The following is a 20,032-nucleotide window of genomic DNA, read 5'->3' on the forward strand; positions in this document are numbered from 1 at the left end:
TAAAAATATGAAACTTTATAATATACAAGCTGAAAGAGATCTATTAGGATCTATAATTATTAAACCAGATAACTTATGTGATTGTGTAGATTTATTAAAAGGTGATGATTTTTTTAAAGATGGTCATAAATTGATATATTCCGCTATCACAAGGTTATATACGAGTAACAAAGATGTTAACGTAACTACTATTGCAGAGGCTTTAAATTCAAAGTTGAACATAGTTGGAGGAATAACATATATTTCACAACTTGCAGGTCAGACACTTCAGGTTGAAAGTATAAAATCATATGCTGAGATAATAAAAAAGTATTCCAATGCCAGAAAATTATTTGCAGTGTTAAAAAAAGATACAACAAGAATAGAGAAAACAGATGCAGATATAAAAAGCATAGTAAGAGAATTGCAGGATCTAAGTTTAGAGTTTGAAAGCAAGATCAATGCAGATAATGGAGAATTAGATAAGCCTATGGCAAATGTGTTGGACAGTCTTGAAAAAAGATATTTAAATGGTGGAGCCATACAAGGCATAGGAACAGGGTACAAGAAGTTAGATAAAACACTTAATGGATTAAATAGAAGTGATTTTATAGTTATATCTGCTAGGCCGTCAATGGGTAAAACAGCCTTTGCAATAAACATGGCTTTAAATATATCCAAACAACATAATATAAGCTTTTTTTCTTTAGAAATGTCAAAAGAACAACTGTTGGAAAGAGCGTTGGCCGCTAAAGCTTTAATTAAAATGAATAATATTAAATCTGGTAAGTTAACAGATGAAGAATGGACTAGTATAAGCCAGAAAAGTGGGTTGATAGTAAGTTCTGGTTTAAAGATATATGACAAAGTGTATTCTCTAAATGGTATAAAAGCTGAATGCAAAAAAAGAAAATTACAAGAAGGACTCGATGTTGTTATAATAGATTACTTAACTCTTATTGATGGAGCTGAAAAATCAAATAATAGAGTTCAGGAGGTAAGTAAAATATCCAGGCAGCTAAAATTAATGGCTAAGGAATTAAATATCGTGGTAATATCATTAGCACAATTAAGTCGAGCACCAGAGGCAAGAAACGACCATAGGCCTATGCTTTCAGATTTAAGAGAATCTGGTTCAATAGAACAAGATGCAGACATAGTCATTTCTCTTTATAGGGACGAGTATTACAATCTAAATACCAATGATAAAGGTATTATAGAAGCTATAATTGAAAAGCAGCGAAATGGTAGAACTGGATTTGTTAAACTAGCGTGGAAACCAGAATATCAATTAATCACAGATAAATCTCCATATGTTGAAGATGGAACCTATAGCCCTGATATATTTAAAAATAAGGGAGTCCAAACAAGTATGAATTAAGTATAGTGTTGATTAGTTATGATTCGGTCATTACTCCAGATCATTAAAAACATATATAAGGAGGCTTAAATGAAGGACAGACTATTAGTTGTACTGATAGATAGTGTTAAAATTAAATATTTAAAATGCAGTGATATTGAGTTTAAAAAGTACATTGGAAAAATACTTGCGGGAGATATTGACATTAAACGTAATGGATTAATTGAAGATTCAAAAACAAAGGGGTGGCGGGATGAGTAAAGTTTTAAATTGGATAAAAATAAGATATAGAGGTAAGAGATTTTACTTATTAAAAGTAAGTTTCAATAAAGTCAAAGGATTTAAAGTTAAAACTAATGGTATTACTTTTGTAGTTATAAATAAGAATATGAATCCTATAGAAAGAAGCAAAACTCTTCATAAGTTAGTAAAAGAGCATCACAATATTCGCTTATTTTGTGCAGCAGGGAAGGTGTCTTATAAGTGATTAAGTTAAAAGCTTCATATGATACGGAGGAGGAAAGAGACAAGCTCATAAAACTTATAGAATATGGGTTCGCGTTTAAAAGAGAACCAAAAATATATAAAAAAGAAGGTCCATATAAAAAAATACGAATGGACCTATTAAATAAATAATTAAGCTTACGTATTAAGCAAACTTATGACCTGAACAATTATAAGTTTACTTGATATATAAAGCTTATGTCAATGGAGGTACTTAAAATGTCATTAGCAATATTTATGGCTTATATAGATTATTGCAAGGAACAGCATAAGGAGCCTGATATTCAGGAGCTGCAGCAATGGAAGAAAAAATATAATCATAGATAAATAAAAAAATGTGTGGTTACTGTGTAAATTTATATAGTAACCACTGTTATATTTAAGGTGGTGAAAATCATTGTATTGTGTTATACAGAAAGTTTTTAATAAAAAATGTAACTCATTAGGAGAAGCTAAAGAATTAAAAGTAGATCCCTTTGAATTATCTATAGATGGAGTACCACAAAGAATCAGATATTATTATACATACAGTGAAGAAAGGTTCCAAAGAACTCATAGGGAAGCTTTTAAGATAAGTATACATGAAAGCTATAGAGAAGATGGCAAGGTTAAGAAAAAGCAATGGGTAATATGCACTATAAGTTATTATGATATAGTTGATGGTTGGTCATATATCGGAGATCATATTGTAGGTTTAGATGATAAATTAAAGGATATAGGTATTACGGAAGATGAATTATATAATATGGTATATAAAAAGTTTGATCCTATTATAGCGGCAGTAGAAAAAGAATATAAAGGTACAGATGAATACAAGGCTAAAAAGAAACATAAAAGGATATTGGATAAATATAGAGAGTCAAAGAATAAATTTGAAAAGAAGTATGGCCAAGATACTTATGATTATTGCTATGATGTATTTGGTGTTCTTAGGAATAAAGAATATTTGAAAGAGCTCCAGGATGCATATAAAGCAAATGAGGAATTTTATAGTAGTTACTATGATAATTTCAAAAGTAACTACAGTAGTAATAATAGTAGTAGTTACTTTGATACTGTACAGAGTAACTACACAGAAGATGAAAAAGTTAAGCTTAAGAAAATATACAAGGTACTTGCATTAAAATTTCATCCGGATATGAATAACGGTGATGCTGATATGATGAAGTTTGTAAACAAACTAAAAGAGGAGTGGGGAATATAAATGTAGTTGCTATGTAAAATATACATTAACTATTAAATATTTTAGAAACATCTTAATGGTGTTTCTTTTTATTTTAAAGTAGGAATTTTGATATATTATAATAATTAGATATATACGCTGTATGAATATAATGCGAGGTAACTATTGAAATTAAAAATATAAACAATGTTATTTGAAAATTGAATAATGCGCTATTAAAGAGTAAAAATGTTTTATATTTATTACAAAAAATAATCATTTAAAATTAAGCAACTCATGATATAATTACCATAAGTTAAGGTTAAAATAGTAAGATATTCATTCCTAAAATCTTCATAGTATATGTCTCCTTTCTACGCACCATATTCATCAAGATATTCTTTTTTTGTGTTTGTTACCTCATTTGATTATCCTTATAGGAATGGATAGTATCTAATCTACGAAGTTACAAACTTATTTCAAAAAAATCTTATCCCTATTTATAGCTAAATTGTGCTATAATATCCAAGTAAATTAACTTGAAATTTGATGAAAATATTGCTTTTTATCAAAATCTTAAACTTATTTTAGACAGTAACGGTTTATCAAACTATGAAGCAGCTAATTTGTGCGGTATGACCTCGCAAACGATTGACAACAGAATAAATAAGAAGGTGTAAAAACCTAAATTCGATATACTTAAAAGACTTGCAGAAGGATTAGATGTAAGCATAAACAAATTATTATATGGTACTGACTTCTTTAATTCCGAAAAATTTAAAAGCATTTTAAATGCAAAGAAGAATTAGTTATAGAAACAGAAAATATAGTATCATTACCCCAAAAGGATTATTGGAAAAAGTAAAATATACAAAATACCATCAAAGGAGATATAACTAATGGCAAAAAGCATAGAAGAACAAATTGAAGATTGGGGCAAGAAGCAACTGAGCGAAACAAAGTACTACACCAAAACAGAAAATATCAACCCTGAAATAGAAAATGCCCTAAAAAATGCACCTTCTAAAAGTGGCGGTAAAGGTACAAATTATCCAGATATTAAATTATTTATCGAAACAAAGACCATGCGTAAGATTCCGGTAATGATCGAAGTAAAAGGCACTAAGGGATCATTTATTAAAACAAATGATATCGGAGAAATATACAATAAGAAGAAAGACGGAACACCGAATTTTACCAATATAAATAAGTATGCTGTCAATGGTGCTATTCATTATGCAAATGCAATAATAGAGAATACAACCAGTTATAAGGAAGTAATTGCAATAGGTTTGAATGGCTATGATGAACCAACCGGAAGAATTATTGAGCTGGATGTTTATTATGTATCATTAGACAATTACTGTATCCCCAAGAAAATAGGTGCTTATACGGATTTATCTTTCCTTCTTCCTAAAAACATTGATAGTTTCATAGAAGAAGTAGATAAGTCAAGCCTTACTGAAGAAGAAGTCGAAGCAAAGGCAAAAGAATTTGAAAATGAAATTGAGATCAAACTGAAAAATTAAATCAAGTTATGCAGGACGATCTAAAAATTTCTGTTGGTTCAAGGGTAGAGCTTGTAACTGGTATGATTATGGCTGCTCTTGGTGTAGAAGGAAAAGTTGCACCGCTAGAAATTGCAGACCTTAAAGGTGAAACCGGCGCAAGAACTAATGATGGTCATGTAATAATCAACAAAATAGATTCTTTCTTAGCAGAACGTAACCTTCCGCAAGAAAAGAAAGATATGATTATTAACGACCTTTCACGTGTATTTATATACTCTGATTTATGGCAAACCGTTAATGGAGAAAGCAAATTAAAAACTGTCTATACAAGCGTTAAAAATGATATTATGCCTATTTTTACATCAGCAAAGCATTTGGATTTTACTGGCAGATTGTTCAATGTATTAAATGCATGGGTTGATATTCCAGATAGTGATAAAAATGATGTGGTATTAACTCCACGTTATATTACTGATCTTATGGCAAAGATTGCGCAAGTCAACAAGGATAGTTATGTATGGGATTATGCAGTTGGTTCTGCTGGCTTCTTAATATCTTCTATGAAGCTAATGATTAAGGATGCAGAGGAACGTATAAAAAGCCCAAAAGAACTAAGTAAAAAAATAGCGAATATTAAGTATCAACAGCTTTTAGGTATTGAAAAGCGGTCTGATATTTATTTGTTAGCAGTCTTAAATATGATCCTTATGGGAGATGGTTCTTCTAACATCATCCACAAGGATAGCTTGACCGAATATAGCGGTAATTATGAACAAGGTGTATTGAATGGTCAAGTATATCCAGCTAATGTATTTTTACTAAATCCACCTTATTCTGCACAAGGTAAAGGCTTTATTTTTGTAGAAAAAGCATTAAATCGCATGTCAAATGGCAAAGCTGTTATCTTAATACAAGAAAATGCAGGTAGCGGAAGTGGTTTACCATATACTAAGAGAATACTTAAACATAATACCCTTCTTGCAAGTATCCACCTGGCAGATATTTTTAGAGGAAAAGCAGGTGTTCAGGTTGCCATATACGTTTTTAATATTGGAACTCCGCATGATATTCATCAAATGGTAAAATTTATTGATTTTTCTAATGATGGATACACCAGACAAAACAGAAAAAAGTCAAGTCAAGAAACCAATTTAAAAAACACAGATAATGCAATTGAAAGATACGAAGAACTTGTTAATATTGTACTTTATGGAAAATCTTATCTTCATTACTTTACTGAGGATGAATATATAGAAGATACTATTACATTAAATGGAGATGATTGGACTTTTAAACAACATCAAATAATTGAAACCATACCTACTGAAGATGATTTGAGGAATACTGTCAAAGAATATCTTAGTTGGAAAGTTTCTATGATAATTAGAGGTAATATGAATGATTAAATTCAAGAAATTTAAAATTGAAGAAGTTTTGCAATGGCAATCACAAAAAGAAATTGACCCTCTTAAAATAAATGAGCTAACAATCAAAAGTGATATTAAATATCCATTTTATGGGCAATCAACGATAGACAATGGTATTATTTCATATCTTAGCTTAACAGAAAGTGTATTAAACAATAAACTAGGTAAACCAACAATATTGATACATTCAAATAACCAAAACATAGTGTATTTAGAAACTCCATTTTATTTAAAAGATGGTCATGGAGCAACAAGTGTTTTACAATCTGACAATTTAAATGAAAAAATTGCTTTGTATATTATCACGTGTATCAAGAAAGTAATCACAAAGAAATTTGCTTACAATGAAAAAGCCACAAAAAGTGCTCTTAAAAACACTTATATTAAATTGCCAGTAAATAATAATAATGAAATTGATTATATTTACATGGAAAACTGTATACGCAAACTTGAAGAAAAATATATACGCGAATTTTCAGTCTATCTAACAGCAAGCAAATTGGACAATTATAAATTATCTAATAAGGAATTGGAATTGCTCACTAAGAAAATTGTAACGAAGGAGTATAAACTGGAAAAATTATTTAAAGCAGAAACTGGGAATGTTGATTTACAACAGAAAGATATAGATGGAAAAGGGGAGTATTTTATAAATTCTGGTATACAAAATTATGGTATTAAAGGCAAAACAACTCGTAAAGCCAAAATTTTTTCCGATAATACAATTACCATTGATTTTTTCGGTAATGCATATTATAGACCATTTAAGTATAAAATGGCTACACATAATCATGTATTTTCATTGTCTGGAGATATAATTAAAAATGAAAAAGTTGGATTATATTTAGTTTCTCAAATGTCATATTTTAAGCAAATGTTTTCATATAGTAATATGGCAACATGGAATAAAATAAAAGGTTTATCAATTAGTCTTCCTGTCAATAGCAACGGAAATATAAATTTTGATTACATGGAAGAATACATTAACATTTTAGAAAAACTTACAATTAAAGATGTTGTAGAATGGAAGAACAAAATAGTTACAGCAACTAAAAAATGTTGTTAAACTTATACGATTATACAAAATGAAAGGTATTTTTTGATGTTATTATCTTTTTAATACGATCATGTTTCCTTTATTTGATCGCAAATTTTGCTTTTATAATCTTTAACCATTTGAAAACATTGGTTTTATTGTTAATTTGGTTTCATAGTTAGGAAACAGAATGCATAATTAAAAAAAGAATAATTTAAAAGGTATAGAGATTGGTAAAGATGAAATTGATATAAAAAAAGTTATTTTTGATTTAATAAAAGGAGCAATAGATCTGTTAACATCCTTTCCTTGGATTTAACTATAAGATTTATTAAGATTTGCATAATAGTCTTATTTGGTGTATTAGCTGAAAAAATGAACAATTTGCAAAAACATTGCATTATTCAAAGTTGAACTATGAGGTGTTTTTGTGTCATATTTCAAATATATTAAGAACTCTATTGATATATAAAAACATAATTAGTTACTATAAATAATTACATAATAACTACACTTAAAGTATTGGTATAACTGGATTAACACAATATATTATGATATAATAAATAGTGAAAGTACTGCACTTTTTTATAAGTGTAAGGCATTAGAAATAATGGCCGCAGGAAATTTAATTAAGTTCAAATTGAACTGATTATTTTCCTGTGGCTTTTTGTTTTATTTAAATAAATATTAGAAAAGGAGATAGATAAGAAATGAAAAGAAAAGATTAGAATTAAGAGACATAGCAGGAAAGGTATTAGATAGTTATGAGGGAAAGTATCAAGAACTATTAAATAATTATAAAAGTGAAAAATTACAATGTTCACAGTATAAAGATGATATTAAAAAAAGTAAAGGTTTGGAGCTGCATAATAAATATTTAAGGAAAATAAATGACCTAAAAAGTAATATGGATAACGAATTGATGGGCATAGCAGAAAATAAGAAAAATGAACTTATTGCAGCACAGGAGGAAAAGAATAAACCTTAGATTTAAATAAAGCTTTTCCTAGTACACAAAGTTTTATGACATCTCAAGAACAATATAATAAACATATGCAGGCTTTTCAATATCTGTATAAGGCAATTGAAAATAGTTCAAATTTATTAATGGCTAATTCACTATTAAAATCAGGTGATACTAAAGCAATAGGAAGCTTTCTTGAAAAGAATATAGATAATAACGACTTAGTCAATGTTGTAGAAGCAAATCTAAAGTCTACAAAGGATCAAAATATGATGATATACTGCAATTATATCAGATTCAAGAATAACAGAGGTTGACGATTTAGACGGTATACTTAAAAGCCTTAAATTGATGCAAATGATAATACAAAAATACGTACAGGACTAGGGTTTAATAGGGTACATGATATTAATAAAGATTTTAATTATAATGATTGATTTATGAAAATGGTAATCCATTATCACAGTTTTTTAGATAATTAATACTAAATTAAAGTAGTATTGGAAGTGAGATTTGAATATCTGGAGGGATAACATGAATACATTACAATCAATTGAAAAAGACCTTATAAATTATTTCAATAAAGATAAGAAAATTAATGTTTTAAATAAGAAACTAGAAATTTTAAAAAGGCAAATAACTGAAATAGATAGTAAACTTCAAAGTATAGATGTAGACCTTCCAGAAGATCCGCTCTCAATTAATATGATGAAAGGGTACAAACAAGCCATAGCGGTGAAAGTTATGCAGAAAGAGCTTTAATTAAAATAACAGATAGATTATTAAATGAAAAAGCATATAAAAAAGAAGAAATTGCAGATATAGAAGAAACCTTAAGAAATCTTGAATTAATAATATAGGTATTGATGATGCAGTAAGCAATTTAGACAAACAAGACTTTGAATTTTTGAAACAAAAGTATAAGTATGGCAAAAGAGATTGGCAATTAGGCATGATATTTAATATGTCTTCAGGAGGAGCCACAAAGAGAAGACATAGAATTATTGATGCTATAGAAAAAGATGATTTATATGACGCTGAATAGAATACCAGAGGATATGAGAAAAGATATTTTAAACCTTCAGCTATATATGAATTAACCGAAAGAATGAAAAATAATGATAGGTACCACTATTGGGAAAGCAGAGGAGGAGCAATTTATATTTAAAACAATGGGCTTTATAAAACATATAAATAATACCTAAATCCTATTGAGAGAGCTATATTTTATATGAGGTATGTATTAAATATCCAATAATGAAAGTAGCGAAGGAAACGAAGTACTCCAAAGAATGATCCAGTACAAGCTAAATGACATTATTGTAAAACTCGAAGAAGATCCGGAAATGTATAGGATGATTAAAAAATGAATATGGAACATACCATTATTAAAAGTTACGTTGCACACAATACTCCGAAAAAAGTGCAATAATAACTTTACAATAGGGTGCATGGCTAAAGTGTTGGTATTAAAGAGCTTTAGGGGACTTTATGTTATGGAACGTTACTAATAAAACCTAACAAAACTTTACTTTTCTATATATAATCAAAACAAAACAAATACTAAGATAGGCTTTAACCATTGATATAACTAAGTTTATGGGTATAGTAACGTTTGGAGTGTTGCACCCTTTTACGGAACGTTACTATTCATAAAACACCTTGAAGCTGTTGAATTATAAGGACTTAAGGTGATTGGAGTACTGTTGTTTTAATGCAACGTTATTTGTGTGCAATCATATTTTAGATTTATAAAAACACTATCTATACATTTAAACTCTCTAAAAAGGAGTTATTATTTTATCTAAATATTTTCATTGATTCATTAGGAGGCGCTGAGATGGACACGGAAACATTTAAAAATATAGAAGGCCAATTATATGACCACTTTATAAAATTGAAGGAGACAGCCTATTTAGAGCAGGAATGTGAGGAACTTAAAGTACAGGCAGATAATATGAATTTGATATAAAACAATGTAATGTAAGTGTTGATCCAGAAAGACATATGAGTCCGCTCCTTACAGAAAAGGTACAAGTTACTTATAATAATGAGAGTGCAGCGGAAAAAGGCATTATAAAAGAAATAGAAAATTTAGAGCATGAATTGGATTATGTGAAAAGAAAGGTATTTGAAAATAGATCAAGGATAAGAGAATTAAACAGGGGAACCGCTAAATTAAAAAAAGTTCTCTCACTCCTCCGCTGCCCAAAGAATTTATGGATTTTATTATTTACAGATACAGTTAAATAAGAGTGTCACCTGGATAGCTAATGAAATGTATGGGGAGTTAGGAGTACGCATATAGGAGAAGAAAAGAGGTTATAAATTACATATGGGAGTTGGATATGGCTAAAATTACCATATCTAAGGCTGTTTGAAGAATAGGAGTTCGTGAAATGCGAATTCCTATTTTAATTAATTTAATATCAAGATTGACAATAAATTAATTAAAAAAGGATTATGTACTTAAATCATAAAATATGGATTAGCAAATTTTGATTAAAAAATTGAAGTACTTGTTTTTAGAAATATTATTTTTCTCCATATAGAATGATTGAAAGTAAATTGAAGGTAAATGAGGTAAATTGAAAGTAAATTGAAGGTAAATTGAAGGTAAATTGAAAGTAAATTGAAGGTAAATTGAAAGTAAATTGAAGTAAATTGAAAATAAATTGAAAGTAAATTGAAAATAAATTGAAAATAAATTGAAAATAAATTGAAAAAATATATAATGAAATAAAAGCAACATTATTCATATAATAAAAATAAATAATATATATATTGATAGGGTGATTAAGATGAGTACAGTATCAAAGGAGTATATTAATGATTTAGCTCAACCAGTTATATGATGCTTTAAATCTTAAACCTAACTTTGATATTTGAAGAATTAATCAAACAGTTAGGTGGAAAGATAGTTCATGATAATTCTATACAAAGCTTTATTGATGATTTCGATGCTAAGATAGTTAAAGCTAATTATGATGACGAAGAGCAGTTTATTGTAACAATAGCGGATTTTAAGCATATGAATAGAAAGAGATTTTCAATGGCACATGAACTAGGACATTTATTTTTGCACATGAATTTTTTGAAAAAAGATTATTGGTGTAATAATTTGGATGCTGTTGGTTCTGAACGTTATAGATATGGGCATAGTATGGAAGAAAAAGAAGCAGATGAGTTTGCCGCTGCGTTTTTGATGCCGAAGAATCAATTTAAGTGTATTGCAAAGGAAAATGATTATAATATTGAAAAAATAGCTAAAATTTTTGGAGTTTCCAGGCAAGCAGCCACTATTAGGGCTAATAATTTGAAATTGATTTAGTGAATAGTTAATGGATGATAACTCAAAAAGTAATATTTTAGAGAAATTAGATAAGCTAAGAGCTATTTTTTCTTCAGTAGAAGATCAGTCGAAAAATATAGAAAAAGAACATGATGGTATTTACATGTTCTTTTCTTTTGATATTGTAAATTCGACATCATTTAAAGAAAAATTCCAGGATAAATGGAGAGGTGTAATTTCTGCATTCTATGATATTTCAGAAAAGGTTATGACTGCAGTTATTAATAATAAAGAATTTTCTAAGATTGAAACATGGAAGTATGTTGGAGATGAAATATTATTTTATAAAAAGTTAAGTAGTAGGAAGGAATTGCTTTGGAATGTAAGATGTGCATATTATGCTCAAGAACTAATATATAAAAAACTTTGTGATTCAGATGAAGACAAGATTGTTAAACCCAATATACATATTAAAACAACTGTATGGATAGGTAAGTGTTCTGAAAAAACAAATGATAGTAAAAATCAAATTTATGCTAGTTATGAAAAAGTAAATAATGAGGAAAAATATGGGGCCAAAACTTTGAAAATAGATTTTTTAGGACCAGATATAGATGCTGGGTTTAGAATATCTAAATATGCTGAAAAAGGAAAACTGGTAGTTAGTGCTAAATTAGCTTGCTTATTATATAAGTTAATGATAGGTAATGATGAAATACTTACCAGTGAGGAAAAAATGATAATAAAATCTTGCCTTAAAATTGTATCATATGAACAGTTAAAGGGTGTATGGGGTAATAGGCATTATCCAATAGTATGGTTTGATCATAATTGGGATAGACCTAACGATATGTTTGATTATGATGACTATTTTATATCAAAAATTGCTAGGAATATACTTACATGTAATAGTGAATTTGAAAAAAGTATTTATACATTAGATATTTTGCCCAAAGTTTATGATGATATAAATAGAGAAAATGATATTGATGATATATTGGATTATTTGGAAAAACTAGAAAATGGTGAAATAAAAAGAGAAATGATAGATAGTACAAGAAAAAACTATGTAAATTCAGAGGTCCATTGTGTAGCAATGTGTTTTTATAATAACGAAGAAGTATTTGTTGCTAAGAGATCTAATAATAGAAAAAGGTTTAAAGGGGCTTGGGATTTAGGATACGGAAAAATCAATAATAATGAAAAGTGGACAGAATGTCTCAAGAAAGAGTATAAAGAAAATTTTGACTTGGATTTAAAATTTGAAGAAGATATAACACCTATAGCTACTTATTATTTGAATAAAGATGGAATAATAATACCAGGTATAATATTTGCGGCAGATGTAGAAAAAAAACAAGAGAAGCTCAATACAGTTAAATATTCAGAAGTTGCATGGGTAAAAATTAAAGATATTGATGAATTTTTTAATGATAAGGATACTGTAGATAAATTAGTATACAATATAAAAAAAGCTGTAAAAATAAGACAATTACAAATTTGATATTTGTAATTGTCTTAAGCTACTATTAAAATAATAATTGAAAAAACTATTTCGATTATTATTAAAAACAAAGATAAGTTAAATAAGAAATACTTTTTATAGGCTAAGCTTGAAATTGCTTGTATTTGATTAATTAAACACAATTCATAATTAGTACATTTTGATTTATTGAAAAGTTTTTGATAAGCAGTTTCTAATTCAGTATGAGTATATTTACAAATATCTTTATAGTATAAATAATTGTCAGTTGCATTTTTAGTACCTATAAAGTTTAAGAAGAAATGTTGAAGGAAATCTCCATTTGTAAGTTTAGCAACGTAAGATGATAAACAGATTAATATAGAAATTACAAGTCCAATACAATATAAGATCTCAATGTTAGCAAAGTTAGTATAAGACGTTTTTACATATAAATTTAATAAAAAGAAAAGAACTGCAGTATCAAAAGTTATTAAAGCTGCATTCTTTGTCTCAGCAAATTTCAACCACTCTTTTACATCAGAATATAAAGTTTCTAATTCATTGTTCATAAAGTTTTCACCTTCTTTGATATTATTATAGTAGCATAAAAAAATTAATTAAATCAATATGTTTTAAACTTAAAATGGCATAATAAAGGCAAAAATAAGTATAAGAATATGTAAATTTAAAATAGCAGATGTAATGGGTAAATATTTTAACCAGAAATGAAATTGATAGGTGTATAAAAAGTGTTGATATTACTGAATTTGAGTGTATAAAATTTGCCCTCTTTTTTGCCCCCTATAGTTTGGAATAAATAAGCATGGACAGGCATATGTTAAAAACTAAAATGACTATATATAAGGGATTAAGAGGTATTTAAAATTATCAAAATGTGCTCCTCGAAAATCCAGAGGTCGTGGGTTCGACTCCCACTGGGTGTACCATGAAGCACTGAAAACACTATGTTTAGTGCTTTTTTATTTTCTATAAAATTAAATTTTGCCCTCTTTTTTGCCCCTTATAGAATTTAAAAAAATAAAAAGGTGTTATTTTGCCCCCATAAATTTATATAAATCATTTAATTTGGATGCTGCCTTTTTCTTCATGCCTTCCAATACATGAGTATATATATCAAGAGTAGTAGCTACATTGCTATGACCAAGTAACTCCTGTACTGTTTTAGGTTCTTCACCTAATTCAAATAATCTAGTAGCAAAAGTATGTCTTAGATCATGAAATTTCCTATCTTGCAATCCAATATTACTAAGTATTCTCTTAAATCTTTTACGTATATTACTACTGTCTAAATATTTACCGTACATATTACAGAAAACTAAACTGTTATTTTCATATAAATTAGCCATTTTTAACTTTAATTCTTTTTGGTGAAGTTCATATTGCTGTAGCCTTTTAGTTAAAAATGAGGGTATAGATACTATTCTGTTGCTGTTTTCACTTTTAGGTGTTTGTAGTACTATATGGCAGTTTTTACGACCTTCCTTACTAACATCACATGTATATTTTACTGTTTTATTTACACGTATAGTATCATTATCAAAGTCAATATCATCCCATGTTAAAGCCAATAGTTCACCCTGTCTTAGTCCTGAATTAAGAGCAGTTAAAAATAATACTTCCAGGTCATGTCCTTTAATAGCTTCTACAAATCTTTCTTGTTCTTCCAAACTGAATGGCTTTACATCATTAACTTTATTTAATTTTTTTTCTTCACTATCTTTAGGAATTACTATTGCGTGGGAAAAATCTTTTATAATCATGTTGTTATCATAAGCATATCTAATAGCAGGAGCTATTAATTTGTGTAGGTTTTTTATACAATTTACGGACTTACCTTTTTTAATTAATTTATTATAATAGTTTTGTATATCCTTAGAGTTAATGTCTTTTAATTTGATCTTTGATATTTCACTATTTTTAATATAGTTTCTGTAAATTCCTTCATATCTTTCTTTAGTAGATGGCTTAATATCCACACAATGAACATCAAAGAGCCAGTCACATAAAAAATTTCCAAATAATTCTTTATTATTTACACCATAGTCAAGCTCTTTAGTAATAGTTTTTATTTTGGATTCAAGTTCTTTGACACTGCTGCCATATATATCTTTAGGTTTCAAAAGGTTTTTATGTCTTAATCTATAGAAGTAATATTCTTTACCGTTTTTAACTTTTTTCTTATAGATTGTTTTGGCCATGCTTTTACTCCTCTCTTAATACTGTAGTTACTATATAACATTATAAAGTAACTACACATCTAAAGTATTAAAATCAATATCCAGGTCATTATATATTCCAACTTTTATTTTGTCCGTAAATGAATAAATTTCAGGAGCTCCATAATGCATTGTATCATCAAGTCTATATACTAATATACTTTTCTTCATAGGATTTACTATCCAGTATTCACGTACTTTATATAAATCATATAAAGCCAACTTTCTTATATAATCATTTGATGGATTAAAGGGTGATACTATTTCAATGATTAAATCAGGAGCACCCATGCATCCCTTGTCGTCTAATTTATTCTTATCACATATTACAGATATATCAGGCTGAATAATGTTTCTGCAATTATTAATGTTATCATCATTAGATAGAAATACATCAAAAGGAGCGGAATATACTTTGCAGTTACCATTGTTAGACTTAATATAGTTATTTATGATAGTAGAAAGCTCCATGATGATGCCTTGATGTATTCTTGATGGAGCGGGTGACATATCATATATTGTACCTTCTATAAGCTCAATTCTCTTATTTTCAGGGTATTTCATATAATCAACATAAGTATATGAATTATTTTTAGCTGTATTATCCATATATTTTTATCTCCTTTCTTTCATATGATTAAATTTTGTGTTTTGCAAATTCGGTAAAAGTAATTTGTTTTGTTACCGAACTAATTTCTATTTAAAAGGGTGCTGCAAATTTGAAGCAGGGGTATTAAATATTTGTTCTGCTGCAATGTCGGCAGATTGTTCCATATATGTATGTTGCATATCCAGGCCTATAATATATCCAAGTTGTGGCATATCGTTAGCTATATGTTTAATTTCATGTACAAAAGTTTTACATTGAGTTTTATAATTTACTTCACCGTTTAAAATAAGATGATAATTCCCTCTTCTACTCAGATATACAAAACCTAATGCACTAGATGGTAAATTGCATGCTATAGTAGTTTTTACATTATATGCGTTCATAACTTCATAGAAAGGAATATCCTCATTTAAAAGAGCCTTCAATAAAGGTTTATCTAGTATATCCATACGGTCATCCCCTTTGGTGATTTATTCAGTTAGAGTTTATATAAAATAATATAATTAGCCATCGTTTTTGTCTTCTTCATCTTCAATAGCTTTTATAATTCTAACTATTTTCTTTATATCATTAGGAACCATGTCTTTTGTTTGTTTGAAAAGTAGTTTTAAATCTTCTCTTTCTTTTAATGTATTCCAGAAGTTAGCTAGTTCTGGATCATCACTTAATGATTCTGATATTTTCTCAACTGAAGTATCTTTTTTAGGATTAGAAATAATTTCTTTGCTGTCTGTTCTTCCAAGTAAATAATCTATAGACACATTAAAATAATCGGCTATTTTTTCTAATGTATCAAAATCTGGTTTTCTATTGTCATTTTCATATCTAGTTATAGTTACTGGAGTAACTCCAATTTTCTCGGCTAATTGTTTTTGTGTTAATCCTTTAGATTCTCTTATCTTTTTTATTTTAGAACCAATTTCCATTTTATCACCTCATAATATTTATATTATACATGTATTATATCCAAAATGGAATATATTTATATAATTTTTTTATGAACATATCCATATTGGTATTGACAACATACCTATATGGATATATAGTATAAATACAACATACCAATATGGTATGAAATGAAATAGGAGGAACACAGTATGGAAGTTAAAATTGCAAGAATAAAAAAAGGATTAACTCAACTAGAACTTTGTAAAATAGTTAAAACTTCTCCCAAAAAGCTAGTTGAGATTGAAAGAGGAAATTATGGAAATGTAACAAAGGCTTTAATGGAGAAGATAGCAAAAGCACTTGATACAACAGTGCAGAAATTATTTTTTAATGACTAATATAAATAGACTTAGCATATCTTAAAATTTCAAAATGACAGCTCATGTACAAACATAATTGAAGTGCAATACTTCAAAGAAAATACTTAATATCAATAATGAGGAGGATTAAGAAAAATGGAAGAAAATATCAAAGCTAAAAGTTATGAAAGTAAAGAAACTATACTGGTAAGTCCTACAGAGGCAATGAGAATTTTAGGAGTAGGCAGAAATAGGATGTATTGTGATTTACTAAAAAGAGACGATTTTCCGGCATTTAAAATTAATTCTAAGTATTTTGTTAATAGATTAAAACTTCAGGAATGGGCCGACAAAATGTGCGGAAAATAACAAAATATAGTTAAGGCTAACAAGTAGGTGGTGACGTGAATCCTAATAAAAACATATTTTTTAAACGATTTGATGGAGCAGTAAGAAAAATATTTTTTGAAGATAAAAGTAAGTATATAGTTTTATCATGGATTATATTTAGGACTAATTATCAAGAAGAATATCAAGGTTTAAAAAGGAATGAATGTTATTTTAGTTATTCAGTAGTTGAAAATGAATGTAATGTGAGCAGGTGGAAGTTACAAAAGATATTACTTGAATTGGAGGCAGAAAATTTTATTGTTTGGATTCATAAAAGCAAAGCAAAATACACTCAAAGTATTATATATCTTATAGAAAATGAACAGTATAGTAAACAGCACAGTAAACAATACGGTAAAAGCGTTGAAAACAATAGTATTGAAGATAATTGCAATATGGTAAACAATACGGTTGACAATACATCTTCTAGAAATATATCTAAAAATAAATCTAATATATATACTACAATTTTTGAATATTGGAATAGTAAAAAAATAATAACTCATAAAAAAATAACTAAAGATATGGAAAATGCAATAGATAAAGCTTTAAAAACATATTCAGATAAAGAAATAAGACAAGCAATAGGTACTTATTCGCAAGTACTCAAAAGTGATTTCTATTTTAATTACAAATGGAGCTTAAAGGATTTTCTTAATAGAAAAAATGGAATAAGCACATTTATGGATGAAGGTACTAACAAATGTAACTATGATGAATATTTAAAACATAAACAACTTAAAGAAAAAAATAAATCAAATGTTAATAATGAGTGTAGGCCAAATGCAGGAGCATTTCAAGAAATTAAATAACATGATTTATGAAGTAGGAGGATGATAAAAATATGAAACTTTATAATATACAAGCTGAAAGAGATCTATTAGGATCTATAATTATTAAACCAGATAACTTATGTGATTGTGTAGATTTATTAAAAGGTGATGATTTTTTTAAAGATGGTCATAAATTGATATATTCCGCTATCACAAGGTTATATACGAGTAACAAAGATGTTAACGTAACTACTATTGCAGAGGCTTTAAATTCAAAGTTGAACATAGTTGGAGGAATAACATATATTTCACAACTTGCAGGTCAGACACTTCAGGTTGAAAGTATAAAATCATATGCTGAGATAATAAAAAAGTATTCCAATGCCAGAAAATTATTTGCAGTGTTAAAAAAAGATACAACAAGAATAGAGAAAACAGATGCAGATATAAAAAGCATAGTAAGAGAATTGCAGGATCTAAGTTTAGAGTTTGAAAGCAAGATCAATGCAGATAATGGAGAATTAGATAAGCCTATGGCAAATGTGTTGGACAGTCTTGAAAAAAGATATTTAAATGGTGGAGCCATACAAGGCATAGGAACAGGGTACAAGAAGTTAGATAAAACACTTAATGGATTAAATAGAAGTGATTTTATAGTTATATCTGCTAGGCCGTCAATGGGTAAAACAGCCTTTGCAATAAACATGGCTTTAAATATATCCAAACAACATAATATAAGCTTTTTTTCTTTAGAAATGTCAAAAGAACAACTGTTGGAAAGAGCGTTGGCCGCTAAAGCTTTAATTAAAATGAATAATATTAAATCTGGTAAGTTAACAGATGAAGAATGGACTAGTATAAGCCAGAAAAGTGGGTTGATAGTAAGTTCTGGTTTAAAGATATATGACAAAGTGTATTCTCTAAATGGTATAAAAGCTGAATGCAAAAAAAGAAAATTACAAGAAGGACTCGATGTTGTTATAATAGATTACTTAACTCTTATTGATGGAGCTGAAAAATCAAATAATAGAGTTCAGGAGGTAAGTAAAATATCCAGGCAGCTAAAATTAATGGCTAAGGAATTAAATATCGTGGTAATATCATTAGCACAATTAAGTCGAGCACCAGAGGCAAGAAACGACCATAGGCCTATGCTTTCAGATTTAAGAGAATCTGGTTCAATAGAACAAGATGCAGACATAGTCATTTCTCTTTATAGGGACGAGTATTACAATCTAAATACCAATGATAAAGGTATTATAGAAGCTATAATTGAAAAGCAGCGAAATGGTAGAACTGGATTTGTTAAACTAGCGTGGAAACCAGAATATCAATTAATCACAGATAAATCTCCATATGTTGAAGATGGAACCTATAGCCCTGATATATTTAAAAATAAGGGAGTCCAAACAAGTATGAATTAAGTATAGTGTTGATTAGTTATGATTCGGTCATTACTCCAGATCATTAAAAACATATATAAGGAGGCTTAAATGAAGGACAGACTATTAGTTGTACTGATAGATAGTGTTAAAATTAAATATTTAAAATGCAGTGATATTGAGTTTAAAAAGTACATTGGAAAAATACTTGCGGGAGATATTGACATTAAACGTAATGGATTAATTGAAGATTCAAAAACAAAGGGGTGGCGGGATGAGTAAAGTTTTAAATTGGATAAAAATAAGATATAGAGGTAAGAGATTTTACTTATTAAAAGTAAGTTTCAATAAAGTCAAAGGATTTAAAGTTAAAACTAATGGTATTACTTTTGTAGTTATAAATAAGAATATGAATCCTATAGAAAGAAGCAAAACTCTTCATAAGTTAGTAAAAGAGCATCACAATATTCGCTTATTTTGTGCAGCAGGGAAGGTGTCTTATAAGTGATTAAGTTAAAAGCTTCATATGATACGGAGGAGGAAAGAGACAAGCTCATAAAACTTATAGAATATGGGTTCGCGTTTAAAAGAGAACCAAAAATATATAAAAAAGAAGGTCCATATAAAAAAATACGAATGGACCTATTAAATAAATAATTAAGCTTACGTATTAAGCAAACTTATGACCTGAAC

27 protein-coding genes are annotated in these 20,032 nt (G+C 28.2%); 22 read left to right on the forward strand and 5 right to left on the reverse strand.

Annotated elements, in window-relative coordinates; translation table 11 throughout:
• Positions 1 to 7 precede the first annotated feature (7 nt).
• The 15 genes from dnaB (D4Z93_RS03310) to D4Z93_RS03355 all read left to right on the forward strand — a co-directional run bounded on the left by dnaB (D4Z93_RS03310) (position 8) and on the right by D4Z93_RS03355 (position 12,739).
• Complete coding sequence (gene dnaB, locus D4Z93_RS03310) at positions 8 to 1,360, forward strand: replicative DNA helicase (protein ID WP_119970384.1); 1,353 nt, start codon at positions 8 to 10, stop codon at positions 1,358 to 1,360.
• 69 nt (positions 1,361 to 1,429) lie between these two features.
• The gene (locus D4Z93_RS13145) at positions 1,430 to 1,600 is read left to right on the forward strand and encodes a hypothetical protein (RefSeq protein ID WP_162920242.1); all 171 of its coding nucleotides are present in this window, start codon (positions 1,430 to 1,432) and stop codon (positions 1,598 to 1,600) included.
• On the forward strand, positions 1,593 to 1,826 hold the full coding sequence (locus D4Z93_RS03315; protein WP_119970386.1) for a hypothetical protein: 234 nt from the start codon (positions 1,593 to 1,595) through the stop codon (positions 1,824 to 1,826). The genes D4Z93_RS13145 and D4Z93_RS03315 overlap by 8 nt, the downstream gene beginning before the upstream one ends.
• The gene (locus D4Z93_RS13150; RefSeq protein WP_162920243.1) at positions 1,823 to 1,975 is read left to right on the forward strand and encodes a hypothetical protein; all 153 of its coding nucleotides are present in this window, start codon (positions 1,823 to 1,825) and stop codon (positions 1,973 to 1,975) included. Before D4Z93_RS03315 ends, D4Z93_RS13150 begins: the two co-directional genes overlap by 4 nt.
• A gap of 265 nt (positions 1,976 to 2,240) precedes the next feature.
• Positions 2,241 to 3,047, forward strand: coding sequence for a hypothetical protein (locus tag D4Z93_RS03320; protein WP_119970387.1), 807 nt, complete (start codon positions 2,241 to 2,243; stop codon positions 3,045 to 3,047).
• An 857-nt stretch (positions 3,048 to 3,904) separates the two neighbouring features.
• Positions 3,905 to 4,534 carry a VRR-NUC domain-containing protein gene (locus D4Z93_RS13300; RefSeq protein ID WP_199798406.1) on the forward strand — a complete coding sequence of 210 codons (630 nt, stop codon included), beginning with the start codon at positions 3,905 to 3,907 and terminating at the stop codon, positions 4,532 to 4,534.
• An 8-nt stretch (positions 4,535 to 4,542) separates the two neighbouring features.
• Complete coding sequence (locus D4Z93_RS03325) at positions 4,543 to 5,922, forward strand: HsdM family class I SAM-dependent methyltransferase (RefSeq protein WP_199798407.1); 1,380 nt, start codon at positions 4,543 to 4,545, stop codon at positions 5,920 to 5,922.
• Positions 5,915 to 7,009 (forward strand): restriction endonuclease subunit S, encoded by a 1,095-nt coding sequence (locus tag D4Z93_RS03330; RefSeq protein WP_119970389.1) that lies wholly within the window; start codon positions 5,915 to 5,917, stop codon positions 7,007 to 7,009. Before D4Z93_RS03325 ends, D4Z93_RS03330 begins: the two co-directional genes overlap by 8 nt.
• 993 nt (positions 7,010 to 8,002) lie before the next feature.
• Positions 8,003 to 8,260, forward strand: a complete 258-nt coding sequence (locus D4Z93_RS03335; RefSeq protein ID WP_119970391.1) for a hypothetical protein — start codon at positions 8,003 to 8,005, stop codon at positions 8,258 to 8,260.
• 217 nt (positions 8,261 to 8,477) lie between these two features.
• Entirely contained in the window at positions 8,478 to 8,705 is a 228-nt protein-coding gene (locus D4Z93_RS03340; protein WP_119970392.1) for a hypothetical protein, read from the forward strand.
• A 145-nt stretch (positions 8,706 to 8,850) separates the two neighbouring features.
• Positions 8,851 to 8,988 (forward strand): hypothetical protein, encoded by a 138-nt coding sequence (locus tag D4Z93_RS13155; RefSeq protein ID WP_162920244.1) that lies wholly within the window; start codon positions 8,851 to 8,853, stop codon positions 8,986 to 8,988.
• 795 nt (positions 8,989 to 9,783) lie between these two features.
• The gene (locus D4Z93_RS13595; protein ID WP_279220950.1) at positions 9,784 to 9,915 is read left to right on the forward strand and encodes a hypothetical protein; all 132 of its coding nucleotides are present in this window, start codon (positions 9,784 to 9,786) and stop codon (positions 9,913 to 9,915) included.
• Between the two features lie 35 nt (positions 9,916 to 9,950).
• Positions 9,951 to 10,196, forward strand: a complete 246-nt coding sequence (locus D4Z93_RS13440; protein ID WP_243105975.1) for a hypothetical protein — start codon at positions 9,951 to 9,953, stop codon at positions 10,194 to 10,196.
• 625 nt (positions 10,197 to 10,821) lie between these two features.
• Positions 10,822 to 11,274: an ImmA/IrrE family metallo-endopeptidase gene (locus D4Z93_RS03350; RefSeq protein WP_162920245.1), complete on the forward strand. Its 453-nt coding sequence runs from the start codon at positions 10,822 to 10,824 to the stop codon at positions 11,272 to 11,274.
• A 10-nt stretch (positions 11,275 to 11,284) separates the two neighbouring features.
• The gene (locus D4Z93_RS03355) at positions 11,285 to 12,739 is read left to right on the forward strand and encodes an NUDIX domain-containing protein (RefSeq protein ID WP_119970396.1); all 1,455 of its coding nucleotides are present in this window, start codon (positions 11,285 to 11,287) and stop codon (positions 12,737 to 12,739) included.
• 14 nt (positions 12,740 to 12,753) lie between these two features.
• Here D4Z93_RS03355 and D4Z93_RS03360 read toward each other — a convergent pair whose 3' ends face one another.
• The 5 genes from D4Z93_RS03360 to D4Z93_RS03380 all read right to left on the reverse strand — a co-directional run bounded on the left by D4Z93_RS03360 (position 12,754) and on the right by D4Z93_RS03380 (position 16,473).
• On the reverse strand, positions 12,754 to 13,269 hold the full coding sequence (locus tag D4Z93_RS03360; protein ID WP_119970398.1) for a Pycsar system effector family protein: 516 nt from the start codon (positions 13,267 to 13,269) through the stop codon (positions 12,754 to 12,756).
• Between the two features lie 480 nt (positions 13,270 to 13,749).
• On the reverse strand, positions 13,750 to 14,919 hold the full coding sequence (locus D4Z93_RS03365; RefSeq protein ID WP_119970374.1) for a tyrosine-type recombinase/integrase: 1,170 nt from the start codon (positions 14,917 to 14,919) through the stop codon (positions 13,750 to 13,752).
• 51 nt (positions 14,920 to 14,970) lie between these two features.
• Complete coding sequence (locus D4Z93_RS03370) at positions 14,971 to 15,546, reverse strand: Uma2 family endonuclease (protein WP_119970376.1); 576 nt, start codon at positions 15,544 to 15,546, stop codon at positions 14,971 to 14,973.
• Between the two features lie 87 nt (positions 15,547 to 15,633).
• A complete protein-coding gene (locus D4Z93_RS03375) occupies positions 15,634 to 15,996 on the reverse strand; it encodes a hypothetical protein (protein ID WP_119970377.1) in 363 nt (120 codons plus the stop codon).
• 54 nt (positions 15,997 to 16,050) lie between these two features.
• A complete protein-coding gene (locus D4Z93_RS03380) occupies positions 16,051 to 16,473 on the reverse strand; it encodes a helix-turn-helix domain-containing protein (RefSeq protein WP_119970379.1) in 423 nt (140 codons plus the stop codon).
• Between the two features lie 171 nt (positions 16,474 to 16,644).
• Here D4Z93_RS03380 and D4Z93_RS03385 point away from each other — a divergent pair, with 171 nt between their 5' ends.
• The 7 genes from D4Z93_RS03385 (at position 16,645) to D4Z93_RS13165 (ending at position 19,996) form a co-directional block, all read left to right on the forward strand.
• Positions 16,645 to 16,833, forward strand: a complete 189-nt coding sequence (locus tag D4Z93_RS03385; RefSeq protein WP_119970381.1) for a helix-turn-helix transcriptional regulator — start codon at positions 16,645 to 16,647, stop codon at positions 16,831 to 16,833.
• A gap of 117 nt (positions 16,834 to 16,950) precedes the next feature.
• Positions 16,951 to 17,163 (forward strand): helix-turn-helix domain-containing protein, encoded by a 213-nt coding sequence (locus D4Z93_RS03390; protein WP_119970382.1) that lies wholly within the window; start codon positions 16,951 to 16,953, stop codon positions 17,161 to 17,163.
• A gap of 35 nt (positions 17,164 to 17,198) precedes the next feature.
• Entirely contained in the window at positions 17,199 to 17,996 is a 798-nt protein-coding gene (locus tag D4Z93_RS03395) for a hypothetical protein (RefSeq protein WP_199798405.1), read from the forward strand.
• Between the two features lie 32 nt (positions 17,997 to 18,028).
• Positions 18,029 to 19,381 (forward strand): replicative DNA helicase, encoded by a 1,353-nt coding sequence (gene dnaB, locus D4Z93_RS03400; RefSeq protein ID WP_119970384.1) that lies wholly within the window; start codon positions 18,029 to 18,031, stop codon positions 19,379 to 19,381.
• 69 nt (positions 19,382 to 19,450) lie between these two features.
• Positions 19,451 to 19,621 (forward strand): hypothetical protein, encoded by a 171-nt coding sequence (locus D4Z93_RS13160; RefSeq protein ID WP_162920242.1) that lies wholly within the window; start codon positions 19,451 to 19,453, stop codon positions 19,619 to 19,621.
• Positions 19,614 to 19,847 (forward strand): hypothetical protein, encoded by a 234-nt coding sequence (locus D4Z93_RS03405; RefSeq protein ID WP_119970386.1) that lies wholly within the window; start codon positions 19,614 to 19,616, stop codon positions 19,845 to 19,847. The genes D4Z93_RS13160 and D4Z93_RS03405 overlap by 8 nt, the downstream gene beginning before the upstream one ends.
• Complete coding sequence (locus tag D4Z93_RS13165) at positions 19,844 to 19,996, forward strand: hypothetical protein (RefSeq protein ID WP_162920243.1); 153 nt, start codon at positions 19,844 to 19,846, stop codon at positions 19,994 to 19,996. Before D4Z93_RS03405 ends, D4Z93_RS13165 begins: the two co-directional genes overlap by 4 nt.
• Positions 19,997 to 20,032 lie beyond the last annotated feature (36 nt).

It is taken from the genome of Clostridium fermenticellae (assembly GCF_003600355.1).
GTDB lineage: Bacteria > Bacillota > Clostridia > Clostridiales > Clostridiaceae > Clostridium_AV > Clostridium_AV fermenticellae.